The 16311-nt window shown below is 56.3% G+C and carries 16 protein-coding genes; 8 read left to right on the top strand and 8 right to left on the bottom strand.

Annotated elements, in window-relative coordinates; genetic code table 11:
* The first annotated feature begins 129 nt into the window (after window positions 1-129).
* From ACR6AS_RS15920 to crtB, 6 genes are all read left to right on the top strand, one after another.
* Window positions 130-660, top strand: a complete 531-nt coding sequence (locus ACR6AS_RS15920) for a YtfJ family protein (RefSeq protein WP_111139622.1) — start codon at window positions 130-132, stop codon at window positions 658-660.
* Window positions 661-879: 219 nt separating this feature from the next.
* Window positions 880-1788 carry a polyprenyl synthetase family protein gene (locus ACR6AS_RS15915; RefSeq protein WP_111139621.1) on the top strand — a complete coding sequence of 303 codons (909 nt, stop codon included), beginning with the start codon at window positions 880-882 and terminating at the stop codon, window positions 1786-1788.
* Between the two features lie 9 nt (window positions 1789-1797).
* Complete coding sequence (locus tag ACR6AS_RS15910) at window positions 1798-3093, top strand: glycosyltransferase (protein ID WP_434162941.1); 1296 nt, start codon at window positions 1798-1800, stop codon at window positions 3091-3093.
* Entirely contained in the window at window positions 3080-4240 is a 1161-nt protein-coding gene (gene crtY, locus ACR6AS_RS15905) for a lycopene beta-cyclase CrtY (protein WP_434162939.1), read from the top strand. The genes ACR6AS_RS15910 and crtY overlap by 14 nt, the downstream gene beginning before the upstream one ends.
* Window positions 4237-5715 carry a phytoene desaturase gene (locus ACR6AS_RS15900; RefSeq protein ID WP_111139618.1) on the top strand — a complete coding sequence of 493 codons (1479 nt, stop codon included), beginning with the start codon at window positions 4237-4239 and terminating at the stop codon, window positions 5713-5715. The genes crtY and ACR6AS_RS15900 overlap by 4 nt, the downstream gene beginning before the upstream one ends.
* On the top strand, window positions 5712-6641 hold the full coding sequence (crtB, locus tag ACR6AS_RS15895) for a 15-cis-phytoene synthase CrtB (RefSeq protein ID WP_111139617.1): 930 nt from the start codon (window positions 5712-5714) through the stop codon (window positions 6639-6641). The genes ACR6AS_RS15900 and crtB overlap by 4 nt, the downstream gene beginning before the upstream one ends.
* Here crtB and ACR6AS_RS15890 read toward each other — a convergent pair.
* The 6 genes from ACR6AS_RS15890 to ACR6AS_RS15865 form a co-directional block, all read right to left on the bottom strand.
* A complete protein-coding gene (locus ACR6AS_RS15890) occupies window positions 6580-7107 on the bottom strand; it encodes a sterol desaturase family protein (protein ID WP_434162936.1) in 528 nt (175 codons plus the stop codon). The two genes, crtB and ACR6AS_RS15890, sit on opposite strands and share 62 nt — an antisense overlap.
* Window positions 7108-7305: 198 nt before the next feature.
* Window positions 7306-8415: a fimbrial protein gene (locus ACR6AS_RS15885; protein WP_418798803.1), complete on the bottom strand. Its 1110-nt coding sequence runs from the start codon at window positions 8413-8415 to the stop codon at window positions 7306-7308.
* A gap of 16 nt (window positions 8416-8431) precedes the next feature.
* A complete protein-coding gene (locus tag ACR6AS_RS15880; protein ID WP_476140034.1) occupies window positions 8432-10882 on the bottom strand; it encodes a fimbria/pilus outer membrane usher protein in 2451 nt (816 codons plus the stop codon).
* A gap of 137 nt (window positions 10883-11019) precedes the next feature.
* Window positions 11020-11688 carry a fimbrial biogenesis chaperone gene (locus ACR6AS_RS15875; RefSeq protein ID WP_293772486.1) on the bottom strand — a complete coding sequence of 223 codons (669 nt, stop codon included), beginning with the start codon at window positions 11686-11688 and terminating at the stop codon, window positions 11020-11022.
* A 52-nt stretch (window positions 11689-11740) separates the two neighbouring features.
* Window positions 11741-12367 carry a fimbrial protein gene (locus tag ACR6AS_RS15870; protein WP_111139613.1) on the bottom strand — a complete coding sequence of 209 codons (627 nt, stop codon included), beginning with the start codon at window positions 12365-12367 and terminating at the stop codon, window positions 11741-11743.
* Window positions 12368-12817: 450 nt separating this feature from the next.
* The gene (locus ACR6AS_RS15865) at window positions 12818-13087 is read right to left on the bottom strand and encodes a hypothetical protein (protein WP_418803682.1); all 270 of its coding nucleotides are present in this window, start codon (window positions 13085-13087) and stop codon (window positions 12818-12820) included.
* 310 nt (window positions 13088-13397) lie between these two features.
* Between ACR6AS_RS15865 and ACR6AS_RS15860 the strand changes: the two genes are divergently transcribed.
* The gene (locus ACR6AS_RS15860) at window positions 13398-13940 is read left to right on the top strand and encodes a DsbA family protein (RefSeq protein ID WP_434162932.1); all 543 of its coding nucleotides are present in this window, start codon (window positions 13398-13400) and stop codon (window positions 13938-13940) included.
* Between the two features lie 214 nt (window positions 13941-14154).
* On the top strand, window positions 14155-14568 hold the full coding sequence (locus ACR6AS_RS15855) for an ASCH domain-containing protein (protein WP_418798812.1): 414 nt from the start codon (window positions 14155-14157) through the stop codon (window positions 14566-14568).
* A gap of 6 nt (window positions 14569-14574) precedes the next feature.
* Here the strand turns inward: ACR6AS_RS15855 and ACR6AS_RS15850 are convergent, their stop codons facing one another.
* Together ACR6AS_RS15850 and ACR6AS_RS15845 are read right to left on the bottom strand one after the other, a co-directional pair.
* Window positions 14575-15543: a HesA/MoeB/ThiF family protein gene (locus ACR6AS_RS15850; RefSeq protein ID WP_418798815.1), complete on the bottom strand. Its 969-nt coding sequence runs from the start codon at window positions 15541-15543 to the stop codon at window positions 14575-14577.
* Between the two features lie 9 nt (window positions 15544-15552).
* Window positions 15553-16311 (bottom strand): thiazole synthase, encoded by a 759-nt coding sequence (locus tag ACR6AS_RS15845; RefSeq protein WP_111142139.1) that lies wholly within the window; start codon window positions 16309-16311, stop codon window positions 15553-15555.

Raw genomic sequence — 16311 nt, 5'->3', positions numbered from 1 at the left:
TCAGCCCAAATCTTTAATGCTTTTATTGATCTGAAACATGGATGTGGTACTAATCATCTGCCTGATGATCAGAAATGTTGCCTGCCGCAGATCGAAAAAAGTGAGGAACCCGTGCGCCATTATGGATTGATGATTGCTTTACTGTTTTCCGGTTTCGCCACGGCGGATACGCTCAGGACAGGTCAGCCTGTTCCCCCGGTTTACATCGCCGAAAAAGGCGAGATGATATTAAGTCAGGGCGACATTCACTATCAGCGCTGGAACAGTCACTCACTGGCCGGTAAGGTGCGGCTGGTGATCCACGTTGCGGGTCGCCTCTCAGCGAAGGAGCAGAGCGCGCCCCTTATCGACGCCATTCAGCAGGCCAGGCTGCCGCGCGATCGCTTCCAGACCACCACTATCGTCAATACGGACGATGCACTACCCGGCAGTGCCCTTTTTGTGGTGCGCAGTATCGCCGCCAGTAAAAAAGCGGATCCCTGGCAACAGTTTATTATCGACAGCAGTGGCGTCACCGCTCATCGCTGGCAACTCCAGCCAGAGAGCGCGTCGGTATTGGTGATTGACCCACAGGGTATTGTGCGCTTCGCTAAAGATGGCGCATTATCCACGGGGGATGTCGCCAGCGTGATGAAAGAGCTGCGTGATTTGCTGGGCTGATTCACGCTCAAATGTAAGCCTGCATCCGCTGCAAAACGCGGAATGCGCCTGAATTCTCCAACATTTTTATCATCCTGAACTACGCTTAATGGTAATGGATTCACCCGCCGTTTGTTAAAAACCTGCCCGCGATGCAAGGGCAGTCGGGGACGATAATTGAAGATGGCATCGAATCATTTCGACCTGCTGTGACTTCCTCTGTAGATAAGGACAGCCTTGATGACGGCCTGTGCAGAACAACACGTCAATTTCATACACAGCGATGCTGCCACTCTGTTGAACGACATTGAGCAACGGCTCGACCAGCTTTTACCGGTTGAAAGTGAACGTGACTTAGTGGGCGCCGCCATGCGCGACGGTGCGCTGGCACCGGGGAAGCGCATCCGTCCGCTGCTGCTGCTGCTGGCGGCGCGTGACCTGGGCTGCCGCGCCACGCCGGCCGGTCTGCTGGATCTCGCCTGCGCGGTGGAGATGGTTCATGCCGCTTCGCTAATCCTGGATGACATGCCCTGCATGGACGATGCGCAGCTGCGTCGCGGGCGTCCGACCATTCACTGTCAGTATGGCGAACATGTGGCGATTCTGGCTGCGGTAGCGCTGCTGAGTAAGGCGTTTGGCGTGGTCGCCGTGGCAGAGGGCCTGACCGCCGCCGCCAGAGCCGATGCGGTGGCCGAACTCTCTCACGCGGTCGGCATGCAGGGGCTGGTGCAGGGCCAGTTTAAAGATCTCTCCGAGGGCGATAAGCCACGCAGCGCCGATGCCATTCTGATGACCAACCACTATAAAACCAGCACCCTGTTCTGCGCCTCCATGCAGATGGCCTCTATCGTGGCAGAAGCCCCGGGCGAAGCGCGCGAGCAACTGCACCGGTTCTCGCTCAATCTGGGCCAGGCTTTTCAGCTACTGGACGACCTCACGGACGGCATGAGCGATACCGGCAAAGACGCGCATCAGGACGCGGGAAAATCGACGCTGGTCAATCTGCTCGGCCCGCAGGCCGTTGAAACGCGGCTGCGCGATCACCTGCGCTGCGCCGGTGAACATCTGTTATCTGCCTGCCAGGACGGCTATGCCACCCATCATTTTGTTCAGGCCTGGTTTGAGAAAAAACTCGCTGCCGTCAGTTAAGGATGCTGCATGAGCCACTTTGCGGTGATTGCACCGCCCTTCTATAGTCATGTACAGGCGCTTCAGCATCTCAGCCAGGCTCTGATTGCACGCGGACACCAGATCACGTTTCTTCAGCAGAGTGATGTCAGCACGCTACTCACCGACAGCCGGATCGGCTTTTTTCCGCTGGGCTTAACCACCCATCCGGCGGGCAGCCTGGCACACACGCTGCAGCTGGCGGCCCATCCGCTCGGCCCCTCAATGCTGAAACTGATCAATGAGATGGCCCGCAGCACCGATATGCTCTGCCGCGAATTGCCGGTGGTGCTGAACACCCTGGCGATTGATGGTGTGATTGTCGATCAGATGGAGCCTGCGGGCGCACTGGCGGCAGAGGCGCTGGCGCTGCCGTATGTCTCCGTCGCCTGTGCGCTGCCGCTTAACCGTGAAGCCGATTTCCCGCTGGCCGTGATGCCGTTTGAGTATGGCAACAGCGAGCAGGCACGCGAGCGCTATCGCGCCAGCGAAAAAATCTATGACTGGCTGATGCGCTGCCACGACCGGGTGATCGCCCGCCACGCCCAGGCAATGGGGATAGCCTCACGGGAAAAACTGCATCACTGCTTTTCACCGCTGGCGCAGATCAGTCAGTTGATCCCGGCACTGGATTTCCCCCGTCACGCACTGCCCGATCATTTCCATTCGGTAGGGCCGCTGCGCGCCACGGAAACCCCCTCTTCCATGTCACAGCCTCGCTACTTCACCGACGACGGAAAACCGCGCATTTTTGCTTCGCTCGGTACGCTGCAGGGGCACCGCTACGGCCTGTTTAAAACCATCGTCCGTGCCTGCCAGGAGATCGACGCGCAGCTGTTGCTGGCGCATTGCGGTCGACTGACGCCGTTCCAGGCAGAGAAACTGGCGCAGGCGAGCCAGGTTCAGGTGGTCGATTTTGCCGACCAGGCGGCGGCGCTGGCCCAGGCCGATCTCGCCATTACGCACGGCGGTATGAACACGGTGCTGGACGCGGTCAACCATCTCACGCCGCTGCTGACCATTCCGCTGGCGTTCGATCAGCCGGGTGTGGCGGCTCGGGTAGTCTGGCAGGGGATTGGACGCCGCGCTTCGCGCTTCACCACCAGCCACTCGATGGCCCGTCAGTTGCAGACCCTGCTGGCCGACGACAGCTACCGTCAGCAGATGAAACCCCTGCGCGATGCGCTGCATCAGGCGGGGGGAACGGCGCTGGCGGCGGACATTGTCGAGCAGGCGATGCGCACCCGCCAGCCGGTCAGCGCCAGGAGAGAATATGCCACGGTATGATCTGATTCTGGTGGGTGCCGGGCTGGCTAACGGCCTGATCGCCTTGCGCCTGCGCCAGCAGCGGCCAGCACTGCGTATCCTGCTGATTGACACCGAAAGCGAGCCGGGCGCCGGTCACACCTGGTCGTTTCATGCCGACGATCTCACGGCGAGCCAGCATCGCTGGATCGCCCCGCTGGTGGCGCATCACTGGCCGGGCTATGAGGTTCGGTTCCCCCAGCGTCATCGCAGCCTGAACAGCGGCTATTTTTGTGTTACCGCCACGCGTTTCGCGCAGGTGATGCACGACAGGTTCGGCCCGGACCTGCTACTGAATACCCGCGTGGCCACCATTGCGACACATTCGGTCACGCTGGAGGATGGTCGCGTGCTGGAGAGTGACGCAGTGATCGATGGCCGGGGCTATCAGCCCGACAGCGCGCTGCGCATGGGCTTTCAGTCGTTTGTCGGCCAGGAGTGGCAACTCAGCAAGCCGCACGGCCTGACCGCCCCGATTATCATGGATGCGACGGTGGATCAGCAGGCAGGCTATCGCTTTGTTTACAGCCTCCCCTTTTCAGCCGATACGCTGCTGATTGAAGATACGCACTATATCGACCACGCCACGCTGGAAGGCGATCGCGCCCGGCAGAATATCCGCGACTACGCCGCGCAACAGGGCTGGCAGTTAGCCACGCTGCTGCGCGAAGAACAGGGTGCGTTGCCGATTACCCTGACCGGTGACGTTAACGCCTTCTGGCAGACACGCGATCTGCCCTGCAGCGGTCTGCGCGCCGGTCTGTTTCATCCCACGACCGGTTACTCCCTGCCGCTGGCGGTGTCGCTGGCGGATCGGCTGGCAGAGATGCTGACGTTTACGACAGAAAGCCTGCACGCCGCCACGGAGCAGTTTGCCCGCCAGAGCTGGCAGCAGCAGCGCTTTTTCCGCATGCTCAACCGTATGCTGTTTCTCGCCGGACCGGCCGACGGCCGCTGGCAGGTTATGCAACGTTTTTATGGCCTTCCTGAAGGTCTGATTGCCCGCTTTTATGCGGGAAAACTCACTCTGCCTGACCGGCTGCGCATCTTAAGCGGCAAACCGCCGGTTCCCGTGCTGGCCGCGTTACAGGCTATTATGACCCCTCACCGTCAACAGGCGATGCAATGAACAGAACTACGGTAATTGGCGCAGGCTTTGGTGGCCTGGCACTGGCAATTCGCCTTCAGGCGTCAGGTATTCCGACCCGACTGCTGGAGCAGCGTGACAAGCCTGGTGGCCGGGCGTATGTCTACGAAGATCAGGGCTTCACCTTTGATGCCGGCCCCACGGTGATCACCGATCCCACTGCTATCGAAGAGCTGTTCACCCTGGCGGGTAAAAAACTCTCTGACTATGTCGAGCTGATGCCGGTCAGACCGTTCTATCGCCTCTGCTGGGAGTCCGGCAAGGTCTTCAGTTATGACAACGACCAGCCCGCGCTGGAAGCGCAGATTTCCGCATTTAATCCGCGTGACGTCGAAGGCTATCGTCGCTTCCTGGACTATTCGCGCGCGGTGTTTGCGGAAGGCTATCTCAAGCTCGGCACCGTGCCGTTTCTCTCGTTCCGCGACATGCTGCGGGCTGCCCCCCAGCTGGTGAAACTGGAAGCGTGGCGCAGCGTATACAGCAAAGTCGCGAGCTACATCGAAGATGAGCATCTGCGTCAGGCGTTTTCGTTCCATTCACTGCTGGTCGGCGGTAATCCGTTTGCCACCTCCTCGATCTATACCCTGATCCATGCGCTGGAGCGGGAATGGGGCGTCTGGTTCCCGCGCGGCGGCACCGGCGCGCTGGTCCGGGGCATGGTAAAACTGTTCGAAGATCTGGGCGGCGAAGTGGAGCTGAATGCCAGCGTTGCCCGTCTGGAAACACAGAAAAACCAGATTACCGCCGTCCATCTGGAAGATGGCCGCGTATTCCCGACCCGCGCGGTTGCCTCGAATGCGGATGTGGTTCACACCTACCGCGAGCTGCTGAGCCAGCATCCGGCGTCGGTGGCGCAGGGGAAAACCCTGCAGAATAAACGTATGAGTAACTCGCTGTTTGTGATCTATTTTGGCCTCAATCATCATCACGATCAGCTGGCACACCACACCGTCTGCTTCGGTCCGCGCTACCGCGAGTTAATCGACGAGATCTTTAACAGGGATGCGCTGGCCGAGGATTTCTCGCTCTACCTGCATGCGCCCTGCGTGACCGATCCCTCGCTGGCCCCGGAAGGCTGCGGCAGCTACTACGTTCTCGCACCCGTGCCGCATCTCGGCACGGCCGATATTGACTGGACGGTTGAAGGCCCGCGCCTGCGCGATCGCATCTTCGACTATCTGGAACAGCACTACATGCCGGGCCTGCGCAGCCAGCTGGTGACGCATCGCATCTTTACGCCGTTTGATTTCCGCGATGAGCTGAATGCCTATCAGGGTTCGGCCTTCTCGGTCGAGCCGATCCTGACGCAAAGCGCCTGGTTCCGGCCGCACAACCGCGATAAGCATATCAGCAACCTCTACCTGGTTGGCGCGGGCACCCACCCCGGCGCGGGGATCCCTGGCGTAATTGGTTCGGCCAAAGCAACGGCGGGATTAATGGTGGAGGATCTGGCTTGAATAGTCCGTCACTGCTCGATCATGCCGTAGAGACGATGGAGGTCGGCTCAAAGAGCTTTGCAACGGCCTCAAAACTCTTTGATGCCAGAACACGGCGCAGTGTGCTGATGCTCTATTCGTGGTGCCGTCACTGTGACGACGTGATTGACGATCAGGTGCTGGGCTTCAGCAATGACACGCCGTCGCTGCAGTCTGCCGGACAGCGTCTTGCTCAGCTGGAGATTAAAACCCGCCAGGCCTATGCCGGATCGCAGATGCATGAACCCGCCTTTGCAGCCTTTCAGGAGGTGGCGATGGCCCACGATATCCTGCCCGCGTACGCCTTCGACCATCTGGCGGGCTTCGCGATGGATGTCAACGAGACGCGCTATCAGACGCTCGATGACACGCTGCGTTACTGTTATCACGTCGCGGGTGTGGTCGGCCTGATGATGGCGCAGATCATGGGCGTGCGCGACAACGCTACCCTGGATCGCGCATGCGATCTTGGTCTGGCGTTTCAGCTGACCAATATTGCCCGGGATATCGTCGAGGATGCGGAAGCGGGACGCTGTTATCTGCCTGAAACGTGGCTGGCGGAAGAGGGTCTGACGCGGGAGAATCTGGCGGACAGAGGACACCGCCAGGCGCTTAGTCGTATCGCCCGGCGGCTGGTGGAAGCCGCTGAACCCTATTATCACTCCTCCTCGGCAGGGCTGCGCGGCCTGCCGCTACGCTCGGCGTGGGCGATCGCGACGGCAAAACAGGTTTATCGCAGAATCGGGATCAAAGTGGTTGCCGCGGGCCCGGCGGCCTGGGACCAGCGCCAGTCCACCAGCACGCCAGAGAAACTGGCGCTGCTGATGGCGGCCTCCGGTCAGGCGGTTACTTCCCGGATGGCGCGTCCTGCTCCGCGCCCCGCTCACCTCTGGCAGCGCCCCGTTTAGCACCGTGGCGCTCGCGCAGCGTCGCCTGCAGTTTTGACAGCGGCGGCGCGTAGAGAAAACCAAACGAGACACAGCCTTCTCTGCCACGCACCGCATGATGCATGCGGTGCGCCATGTAGAGCCGACGCAGATAGCCCTGACGTGGCACATAGCGGAATGGCCAGCGCTGATGCACCAGCCCGTCGTGCACAATAAAATAGAGCAGGCCATACAGCGTCATCCCTGCCCCAATCCACTGCAACGGCCAGATACCCGTGCTGCCCAGATAGATCAGCAGAATCGACAGGCCGGCAAACACCACGGCATAGAGATCGTTGACCTCGAACCTGCCTTTATGCGGTTCATGATGTGACAGGTGCCAGCCCCAACCCCACCCATGCATAATGTATTTATGCGCCAGCGCAGCCGTAATCTCCATACCGATCACGGTGACCAGAACAATCAGGGCGTTCCAAATCCACAACATAGTTTCTCCCGAATAGGCATCCTGCACGGTGGCGCAGCGGTTCAATTTTAACAGAGATTGTGGAAAACGGCGGATCGGGTTTGACGGGTTTTTACGATGGCTGCATGAACGGGATCAGCTGAGGCCTGCGTCAGCAAAGCAGACAGCATAATCAGTGTGCATCACGGTATAAACCATTGATGCACACTGAAATGGTCTCTAGTTATAGACGAGATTAAAGGTCACTGTACCATCCGCTTTGCCCGCCATGACCTGGCCGTCGGTCTGAATATATCGGGCATTGAACGCCATTGAGGCAGCCTGGTCGGGTGAAGAAACGGTTGTCAGTACCGGGAGCTGATCGGTGGAAACATTCAGGGGCACACGCTGGCCTTCAGGCACCTGCAGGCCTGGCCCATACGTCAGGGCGATGCCGACGCCCGAAGCGGTGTTACTTTGCGGAGTCAGGCTAATCGCATCCTTATCACCTGAAGTGGTCATCCCAAAGAATCCTACTTTGACCGCAGCACTATGCTCACACATCACCTGAATCTGAAAACTTTTCGGACTGCCAGCCATGCTGCCAACGCCCCGAAAATCACTCCTGCTGACCTTACCCATATCAACATTGATTGAGGTTTCAGAGGTCACCACGGCGCAACTGCCGTACTGAACGGTAAAACTCGACAATAAAATCTGGGGCTTATCATTGACGGGCTGACTGCTGGCCGCATTGTCACCCACCTTCAGACTGGCATTACCAATGCTAATCTCACCAAAACTGACCGGCTGATTGCCAGGATTAAGGGGCGAGCGCTGACCCGGAATTTTATAAAATACGATATAGGGTTGCAGATTGAGGGTTCTGGCATCCTTGATCTGCGGATTCATCTCTGAAGTACAGACTGAGCTGGTCTGGCCTTTGCCCGTGGTATCGAAAAACGATGAGCCACACAACGCGGGCTCTTTAAAGCCTAAAGCAAAACCTATGCTATCTAAACCTGCAATACGATAAATGGGCGTATTGTGCCCGCCTGCGATATTGGTCTGTAAACCAGATTCTTCAGCATCAATTTCAAAACCCAGATCCTTATAATTAAATCCCTGTTCGCCGCTGTTTTTGATGCAAGTAAAGACATTGTTAATCTGCATGGGTATCTGGGCGGAGATCGGCGTGCCATCCGCGGCCCCTGGGACATAATTGACATTATGCACCTGCACCACCGCCTGCCCAATTCCCTGACAGGACTCCTGTGCTGTCGCCTGCAGACAAAAGAGTGCAGTCACGATGAGCGCACTCCACGTTAGTAAATGCCTGATTGATTTCATTCTGAATTCCTATGCTTTACTGGCAGACTGCGGTAATCAGCCTGACCGGATTAGTCTGGGCCGAGGCAGGCAGGCGGAACGGTGCGCGACAGCGTTTCTGCTCTCCATCTTCCTGCCAGCTCACCACGATGACACCCTGAACCGGGACACCGCTCAGATAAAGCTCACCTTTTTCGGCAACGATGCCACTGCTGCTGCTCTCTTTACCCTTTTCGTCCAGTGCGATACTGCCTGTGGCACCAAATGGCGGAAAGGCATTCTGATACGTCAGCGTGAAGAGTACGCGGTTACCAACGTGTGTGGTGTAATCGGCCATCACGATTGCGCCACGCGTGGGGACCGTCGTTTTTCCGTCAAGCTCGACATCAATGTTATCGGGCAGCGTGTCTGTTTTTAATTCAATGGCGTTTTCCTGATAGGGCGAAAGTGACGGCACAATCGCATAGCCCCATTGATCGGTATAAACATTCGTACTGTTCTGGACGCCAACATCCGCGGCATCCGGCACCCGGACAATCGCGAAGGTATCGCCCAGAGGCTGACTGAGCGTAATTCCGTGGGCATGCGCAACGATGCCGCCAGAGAGACCGTAGTTAAACTGACTGCTGTGTCGATCATGGCTGACACCGACGTTTACGCTGCCACGGCTGCCCCGATAGTCCAGTGAGCCATTGCTGTTAACGTTCTGACCCTGACTGTTATGACCCTGCTGCAGGTTGTAATGGAGTTTATTATCCTGCAACGCGCTGCCGGAGAGGCTGACCTGCTGTGACACATTACCGTCATTGCCTGCATTCATGCTGTAGTTGATCGCACTGCCTGGTAACAGAGCGCTAAAGGGCACAGAGAGATTGAATGTGATGGCGCGATCGGCTTTGCGGGCGCGGGTGGAGTCGGTATAAAACCAGGCCACTCCCCATGAGACGCTTTTGTAATTGCTGTAAAAACCGAGATGCAGCGTGCGGTCAACTTCATTTGAGCGCCAGTAACGCTGAATATACGCTGAGGCGCTCAGACTGCCAAAATCGCCAAGTCCCTGAGAGAGCGCGATTTCCGAGCGACTTCGCTTGTTCATCACATAGCTCGCCGGACTGGTCATCGCATTTGCTTCGCTGAAAGCATAGAAACCGCTGGAGGAGTAGCGATAGCTCGCCATGCTGAAACTGGTGTTGGTTGAGTCAAAATCTTTCTGATACTGAACACGCACAGAGTGACCGCTACGGCTCTGCCCCTCCGGTAACAGGGTTTTTGCCAGCGTGACATCGGTGCCCAGTGAGCCATAATCTCCCAGACTTTTACCCAGTCCCAAAGCCAGAGCATGATAATTTTGCGCAGCCTGCATACCGCCAAAAACCGTGTAATCATGGGGCAGGCCATAAAACAGTGTCGTTTGCACAAAGTCAGGCGATCGCAGACTCTCGCCGCCTGAGTAATGGTAACGGCCCGCACTGATACTGTATTTCAGATGCCCCTGACGCAGCATATAGGGAATCGCGGAATAGGGCTGCGTAAAAGTCCGTGTTGAACCATCCGTTTCATGGATAGTCACGTCAAGATCGCCGCTCTGCGCAGTGGGAAAAAGATCTTTAATTTCGAATGCACCAGGTGCGACGATCGTTTCATAAATCACATAACCGTGCTGCGTCACTGTCACCCGGGCATTGCTGTGTGCGATGCCGCGAATCACCGGGGCAAAGCCACGCTGACTTTCAGGCAGCATACTGTCATCCGACATAAGCTGCAGGCCGCGGAATTGCACGCTGTCGAAAACGTCACCGGACGTATAGGTATCCCCTACGCTGAACTGACTTTTCAGTGTTTTCAGGTCCCGTTCCAGGTAGGTACTCTGAGATTGCCAGTGACTAATGAGATCATAGCGCCAGGTGGCGCTATTTCGCAGTCGCCATGCCCCAAGATTAGCGCCGCTGCGCAGGCTGAGTAGCGTGGTGTTCCAGCGTTCATTCTGATGGCGGCTGCTGCTGCCGGTGAGGTTATAGTCGACAAACGCGGCGGGGACACCCTCATCCCAGCGAGCCGGATCAATATAATCACGATCTTTCATTTTCAGGGCAATTTGCGGCACTGACAGGTTTAACTGCAGATGGGCAAAATCAAAATCTGTCGACGCATCAGGAATGTACTTGCCGAGCTCATGAATGGCTTCATTCTTTTGTAACTGGCTAAGCGCCGGGAAGCCTTTGACATTTATTCCCAGCGCATCCAGCTCTGCTGCAGTAAATTGCGGAACCAGCCCGGATGAGCCCTGTACGAAAGTCACATCGCGACTGTCAATCGCTCTGTTGTTCAGCATAAGGGTGACGTGGTAAGTGCCAGGCTGCTCTCCCCCCTCATGATCAAAATAGTGGAGATCGGCGACACGATGTTGGTCAGTCGAAAATTCCAGTGCTGCCGGATTGAAATAATCATCCGCGCGTACAGACCGTAACGGGCAAACCAGCATAAACATTAAACCCGGAATGCCTGCCAGCCACGGCGAGACAGTAAGCGGCGTCGCAGACCTTATTTTTCCCTTCAGATAAGAGTGAGTCACTTTCACTATTGACGCCCCGAAAACAAAGTAAAACAGGCAGAAAGCAGCCGTGCTTAACGCGTGCGTTGTTCGGTGACGCCGCCATAATCGTTTATCGCAGACCAGGTTACAGCCCCTGAATCCGTGACGGTCCAGTGACGATCCGCAAACGGAGCGATCATGCCCGGGTCTTTAACCGCGTGATGGGCAACGTCGAGCGAATAGAATGAAACAAAATAGGGCGTTGGATTGTGCGCAATTAACTGGTTGCCCTCGTGGCGGAACGTCAGTTGCTGCCAGGCTTCTGAGGGTTTACCCGCCAGACCTTTAGGCCGATAAAAGAGCTTAAATTCAGATTTGATATTTACCTGAAGCTCATTGTTTTTATCGCGAGGTAAAGGTGCAATAGATTTCACATTCAGCCAGAAGACAGATTCGCGATCTTCCGGCAGCGGCATGCCCAGATAAGTAATACGTAATATATTTTCCTTACCCGCATCCAGTCGGAACAGAGGCGGCGTAACAATAAAAGGCACCTTGCCATGATTATTCTGATCAAAATTACTGACCCAGGATTCAATCAGATAGGGGATATTTTTTTCCTGATTGGTGACGGAAAGGGAAGCCTCTTTTTTTCCTTCATCAAAAATAACGCGCGTCCCCCCCATAACAACACCGGCATGCGCAGTCATGCTCAGTATGCATGCAGAGATGAGCGAAATCGATCTTAGTGCTTTTAACATAGTCATATACGCCGTTAATCGTTTTAGGGGGGCAGGCTTAACCTGTCAATAATCAGTTATAAACCATTACAAAGTTTGAAACTGAATTTGCTTTACCGACCGTAATAGCCGAGGCGGCACCGTCGCTTTTATAATTGGCGAAGAAGTTTAAATCTGCACTTCCCCCTGTCGCAGTCCCACTGCCGGCATTCAGGCTGTCATGAGCGACGTTTACCGCGGCAGAAATGGTTCCGACTGGAATCTGTGTCTTACGGTCAGAATTATAAAGTTTAATGCCTACACCACTGGCACTTCCTTCACCGCCGGTCAGTTTCAGCAGCGTATTGTCTCCTTTATCTTTATCACCATCGAATAACACCGCTACGGTTTTGACAGATTCAGGGCAATCTTTCACTGAAATAGTAAAGGGTGTTTCGGTTGTTTCACTGCGGCTTTCAAAATACGATTTCGCCCATTTGCCCAAATCAACATCGACACTGGTTGTCGAAACGTTGCAGGAATCGTCTGTGATTTCACCCGTAAAGTTAACCTGGCCACCTGCGCCCTGCGTACCCGCAGACGTTCCTGGGTTAGGTTTGATGGGAGAAGGGCCATCAGCAGGGGTTGTTCCTGCTAATGCTGATACTGAAACCATAAGACCGGCCAGCGCGACTGGCAGAATACCTTTTCTGATTTTCATCAAATCTGTCTCTTTTCATCACATGCAATGTGGCTGAAATCAACCACCAGATACCTAGATATGCATTTATAAAATGCGCCAACATAACAACACATGGTTTATTATGCTGACGGCATAGTAATTCAACAGAACTATATAAAAGATAAACGAGACGTTTAACCACTTAAACAGAAGTGTGGTCATTCCATTATTGTTGACTTATATCAAAATAACGGGGTAATTAGCGCATAAAAAGAAAAAATTAGAATTAATTTAATACCACATTAACCATTCAGCATTTAACAATACACAATATATATTTATTTATTCCCAAATTAGAATTTATATTATGAAGAAGGTATAATAACGTTGCAATAAATGAGGAACGCGTGCGCCCGTGCTAATGATGTCGCGGAATAATCAGCGTTAAATTTAACAGGCACCTCATCTGATGCCACGACCTTATTGGGTTTACAGGCGGGAGTGATCCTGCGGGGTGCGGAAAGCATGTCGGGCCGCCTCAATCAGCTGACTGGCGGTAACGGTAGCAGGTAGTCGCGTAAGAATTTTACTCGCCTGCCAGTAGCAGAGCACCATGAGTTCATCATCCTCTTTCTCCGCCATGTCGTGCAGTCGGGCGCGCAATGACGGAACATTAAGGGTCTGCTGCTCATTCAGCATATCTGAGATCGTCTGGTTGATGACGCGGTGAAGCGTTTTCCAGGTGAGATCGCTATACAAAATTAACCTCTTTTAGCGCAGGTCGGCTCCGGGCAGACCAATAACAGGACGTCACTGCCATGGCTTAATCATGGGTCAGGCACACTCAGCGAATAACTATAGCTGCTCATCAGCCGGGACGTTTGCAGCGGAGAATACCTGGGCCAGCAATTCTAGCGACTAATGGACCGGGTTGTCGCCTGCTTCGCGCCGGGACGCGACTGACTGCTGCTTTTTGTAACAATTACAGCCGCAGATTAACTGGCTGATGTGTCGGCAATTTGCCAGGGTAAAGTGCCTTTTCATTCCGATTATCTTTAAGGAGTTGTCAATGAGTCAACCTGCTGATCAGCTGGTCTGGGGTCATGGCCCTGCGGTGTTCGAGATGTTTCTTGAACCCACCTGTCCTTTTTCGGTGCGGGCATTCAATAAATCAGACGCGTTACTGGCGCTGGTGGGTGAAGAGCAGATGACGCTGAAGATTCGTCTGCAGTCTCAACCCTGGCACCTCTATTCCGGGTTGATCGTGCGCTACATCCTTGCCGCTGCCTTTGACAGCAAAGCCGCCGCGAAGCAGGTGATGCAGGCGGTGGCCGATCATCGTGAAGAGTTTGAGTTCACCGATCACTGTACCGGCCCGAATCGCGATGCCACACCAAATCAGATCCTTGACCGTCTGAAAGCGTACAGCGGCGTGGATGCTACCGCCGCGTTCGATCGGCCCGACCTGCAGAATGCTATCAAATGGCACTGCAAATATGCCCGGCAGAATGGCATTCACGTTTCGCCAACCTTTATGGTCAATGGCCTGGTGCAGCCGGAGATCGGCAGTGGTGACGACATTGCGCACTGGGCGAGTTTCCTGACGCGTTAACCGTGCAAAACGGGATTGCGTGATGCGCTTCACCTTTCCGCCCGGCAGACATAATTACCTGACATTATGATTGTTTTTCCGTCATGAGGGCGGTTAAGCTGTACCGCTCTCAGCCTCTGGCTGCACGTAAGACATTGCGGCTGTTCATCATAACGGTGTGACTGCGGCAGGCAGCGACAATGCCAGAGACGCGCTATTTATTAAGGAATTGCAGATGACGATGACGCTGGAACAGGTAAAGGAAAGATACCCGGGTGCGATAACCGATGCTTTCGGTGACTCACCGGCATTAGCGGATGAGCTGGCCACATTGATTATCGCGGGAAAAAAGGTGGCCACCTGTGGCGCGTTACAGAGCTGGCAGGAACAGGATCCGCTGCCACAGCCGGGCGGCTACACTATCGTGCTGAACGGCGAACAAAAGCCCGTCTGCGTGATTCGCACCACCGGGCTGTTTCTGACCCGTTTTGACCGGGTGACCTCTGAAATGGCAATGCTGGAAGGCGAAGGCGATCTGAGCCTCGACCACTGGCGGCAGGAACATCAACGCTATTTCCAGCGTGGTGGCTATTTTCACGCCGAGATGGAGCTGATTTTCGAAACCTTCCAGCTGGTCGAGGTGCTCTGAACCGGCTTACAGCGTGTTAGCTGCCATCAGCGCCAGCCGCGTGACACCCCGCGCGGCGAGGATCTCCGCCGCCTGAGCGGCGCGGAGTCCACTGGCGCAGACCAGCACCACGCGCTGATGCGCCGGCGGCTGCCAGCTGGCGATCTGCTGCGGCAGGATCCGCTTGACCCGCCCGGCAACGCTGACCGGCGCCTCTTCCGTACTGCGTAGCTCCACGATGCAATCCTCTTCCGTCAGCATGGACCGATCGATGAAAGGCGTTATGGGTCCGTCAGGCTCCTGCGCATCGTCAAAGCGGAAGCGCCGGATGTGCCACTCTGCAAAATCGCAGTGGATCATGCAGCCCAGCGGTGACGGCGTCAGGTCCAGTAATACGCTCAGCGCCATCTGCGCCTGCATCGCACCCAGCGTCGCGACAGCGGGTCCCATCACGCCAGCGGTATTACAGTTTCCCGCGGCGGCAGGCAACTCCGAAAAGAGCGCACGATAGCCCGGCGCGCCACCGCAGAATCCACCGACGTAACCTTTGCGTCCCAGTACCGATGCGCAGATCAGTGGCACACCTCGCGGATAGCAGGCATCGGAAAGCTGGTAGGTAATGGCAAAATTATCCGCCGCATCCACCACCAGATCGATACCTTCCAGCGCCTGTGGCAACTGACTGGCGCTGAGCGCAGAGGGATGCGCCTCTACCTGGCAGTCCGGATTCCGCTCTGACAGCGCGCGTTGCGCGCAGAGGGCTTTTGGCTGCCCCACATCGTCGACGCCGAACAGCGTCTGCCGATGAAGGTTGTGCAGTTCAACCCGGTCGCCATCATAAAGACGAATGAACCCTGTGCCCGCCCCCGCCAGTAATGGCAGCAGCGCCGCGCTGAGTCCGCCCGCCCCCACCACCAGAACCCGCGCCCGGCTCAGTCGCTGCTGGCCCGCGTCGCCGATCTCCGGCAGCATCGTCTGTCGCTGATAACGATCCATTGCCGCTCCTTAACTGAACTGTGCCAGCCCGAAAATCGGCGTCGAGGCCGATGCCATATCGCGAGGCTCCATCAGCCCCGCCTCAAATGCCTCGCGGCCGCCGCGAATGGCGGCGGCAAAGGCCCCGGCCATTCGCACCGGATCGCGTGCTTTGGCGACCGCCGTGTTGAGCAGTACGCCGTCGAAGCCCATCTCCATTGCCTGCGCCGCCTGGCTCGGTGCGCCAATGCCCGCATCGATAATCAGCGGTATATCGCTGAACCAGGCGCGCATGGCGCGCAGCCCTTCGATGTTGCGCAGTCCCTGGCCGGAGCCGATCGGCGCCCCCCAGGGCATCAGCACTTCACAACCCGCCTCCAGCAGTTTTTCACCTACGATCAGATCTTCCGTGGTGTAGGGAAAGACCTGAAAACCCTCCGCGCAGAGGATCCGGGCCGCTTCCACCAGCGCAAAAGGATCGGGCTGCAGCGTGTCGGCGTGACCGATGACCTCCAGCTTGATCCACGGGGTGTCGAAGAGTTCGCGCGCCATCTGCGCCGTCGTCACCGCTTCTTTAACCGTGTGGCAGCCCGCGGTGTTGGGCAGAATCCGTTTATTCACCTGTTGCAGCAGCGAGCGGAAGGCCCCGCCTTCGTTGCCTTCGCGCCGCAGGCTGACGGTAATAATTTCCGTGCCGGAGGCGTCGATCGCCTGGTGAAGGATCTCCGGCGAGGGATACCCGGCGGTGCCCAGCAGAAAGCGCGATCGGGGTTCGAACTGATAAAACAT

Origin of the sequence: Pantoea phosphatilytica (assembly GCF_051025615.1) — a bacterium.
In the GTDB taxonomy this organism is placed as follows: domain Bacteria; phylum Pseudomonadota; class Gammaproteobacteria; order Enterobacterales; family Enterobacteriaceae; genus Pantoea.
Note: the sequence above shows the minus strand (reverse complement) of the source record. Positions and strands in the feature narration are given on the sequence as shown.

Coding starts and splice junctions, on each gene's coding strand:
- ACR6AS_RS15920 (WP_111139622.1), top strand. CDS start 130: ATGATTGCTTTACTGTTTTCCGGTTTCGCCACGGCGGATACGCTCAGG.
- ACR6AS_RS15915 (WP_111139621.1), top strand. CDS start 880: ATGACGGCCTGTGCAGAACAACACGTCAATTTCATACACAGCGATGCT.
- ACR6AS_RS15910 (WP_434162941.1), top strand. CDS start 1,798: ATGAGCCACTTTGCGGTGATTGCACCGCCCTTCTATAGTCATGTACAG.
- crtY (WP_434162939.1), top strand. CDS start 3,080: ATGCCACGGTATGATCTGATTCTGGTGGGTGCCGGGCTGGCTAACGGC.
- ACR6AS_RS15900 (WP_111139618.1), top strand. CDS start 4,237: ATGAACAGAACTACGGTAATTGGCGCAGGCTTTGGTGGCCTGGCACTG.
- ACR6AS_RS15890 (WP_434162936.1), bottom strand. CDS start 7,107: ATGTTGTGGATTTGGAACGCCCTGATTGTTCTGGTCACCGTGATCGGT.
- ACR6AS_RS15885 (WP_418798803.1), bottom strand. CDS start 8,415: ATGAAATCAATCAGGCATTTACTAACGTGGAGTGCGCTCATCGTGACT.
- ACR6AS_RS15880 (WP_476140034.1), bottom strand. CDS start 10,882: ATGTTTATGCTGGTTTGCCCGTTACGGTCTGTACGCGCGGATGATTAT.
- ACR6AS_RS15875 (WP_293772486.1), bottom strand. CDS start 11,688: ATGTTAAAAGCACTAAGATCGATTTCGCTCATCTCTGCATGCATACTG.
- ACR6AS_RS15870 (WP_111139613.1), bottom strand. CDS start 12,367: ATGAAAATCAGAAAAGGTATTCTGCCAGTCGCGCTGGCCGGTCTTATG.
- ACR6AS_RS15860 (WP_434162932.1), top strand. CDS start 13,398: ATGAGTCAACCTGCTGATCAGCTGGTCTGGGGTCATGGCCCTGCGGTG.
- ACR6AS_RS15855 (WP_418798812.1), top strand. CDS start 14,155: ATGACGATGACGCTGGAACAGGTAAAGGAAAGATACCCGGGTGCGATA.
- ACR6AS_RS15850 (WP_418798815.1), bottom strand. CDS start 15,543: ATGGATCGTTATCAGCGACAGACGATGCTGCCGGAGATCGGCGACGCG.
- ACR6AS_RS15845 (WP_111142139.1), bottom strand. CDS start 16,311: ATGTTTTATCAGTTCGAACCCCGATCGCGCTTTCTGCTGGGCACCGCC.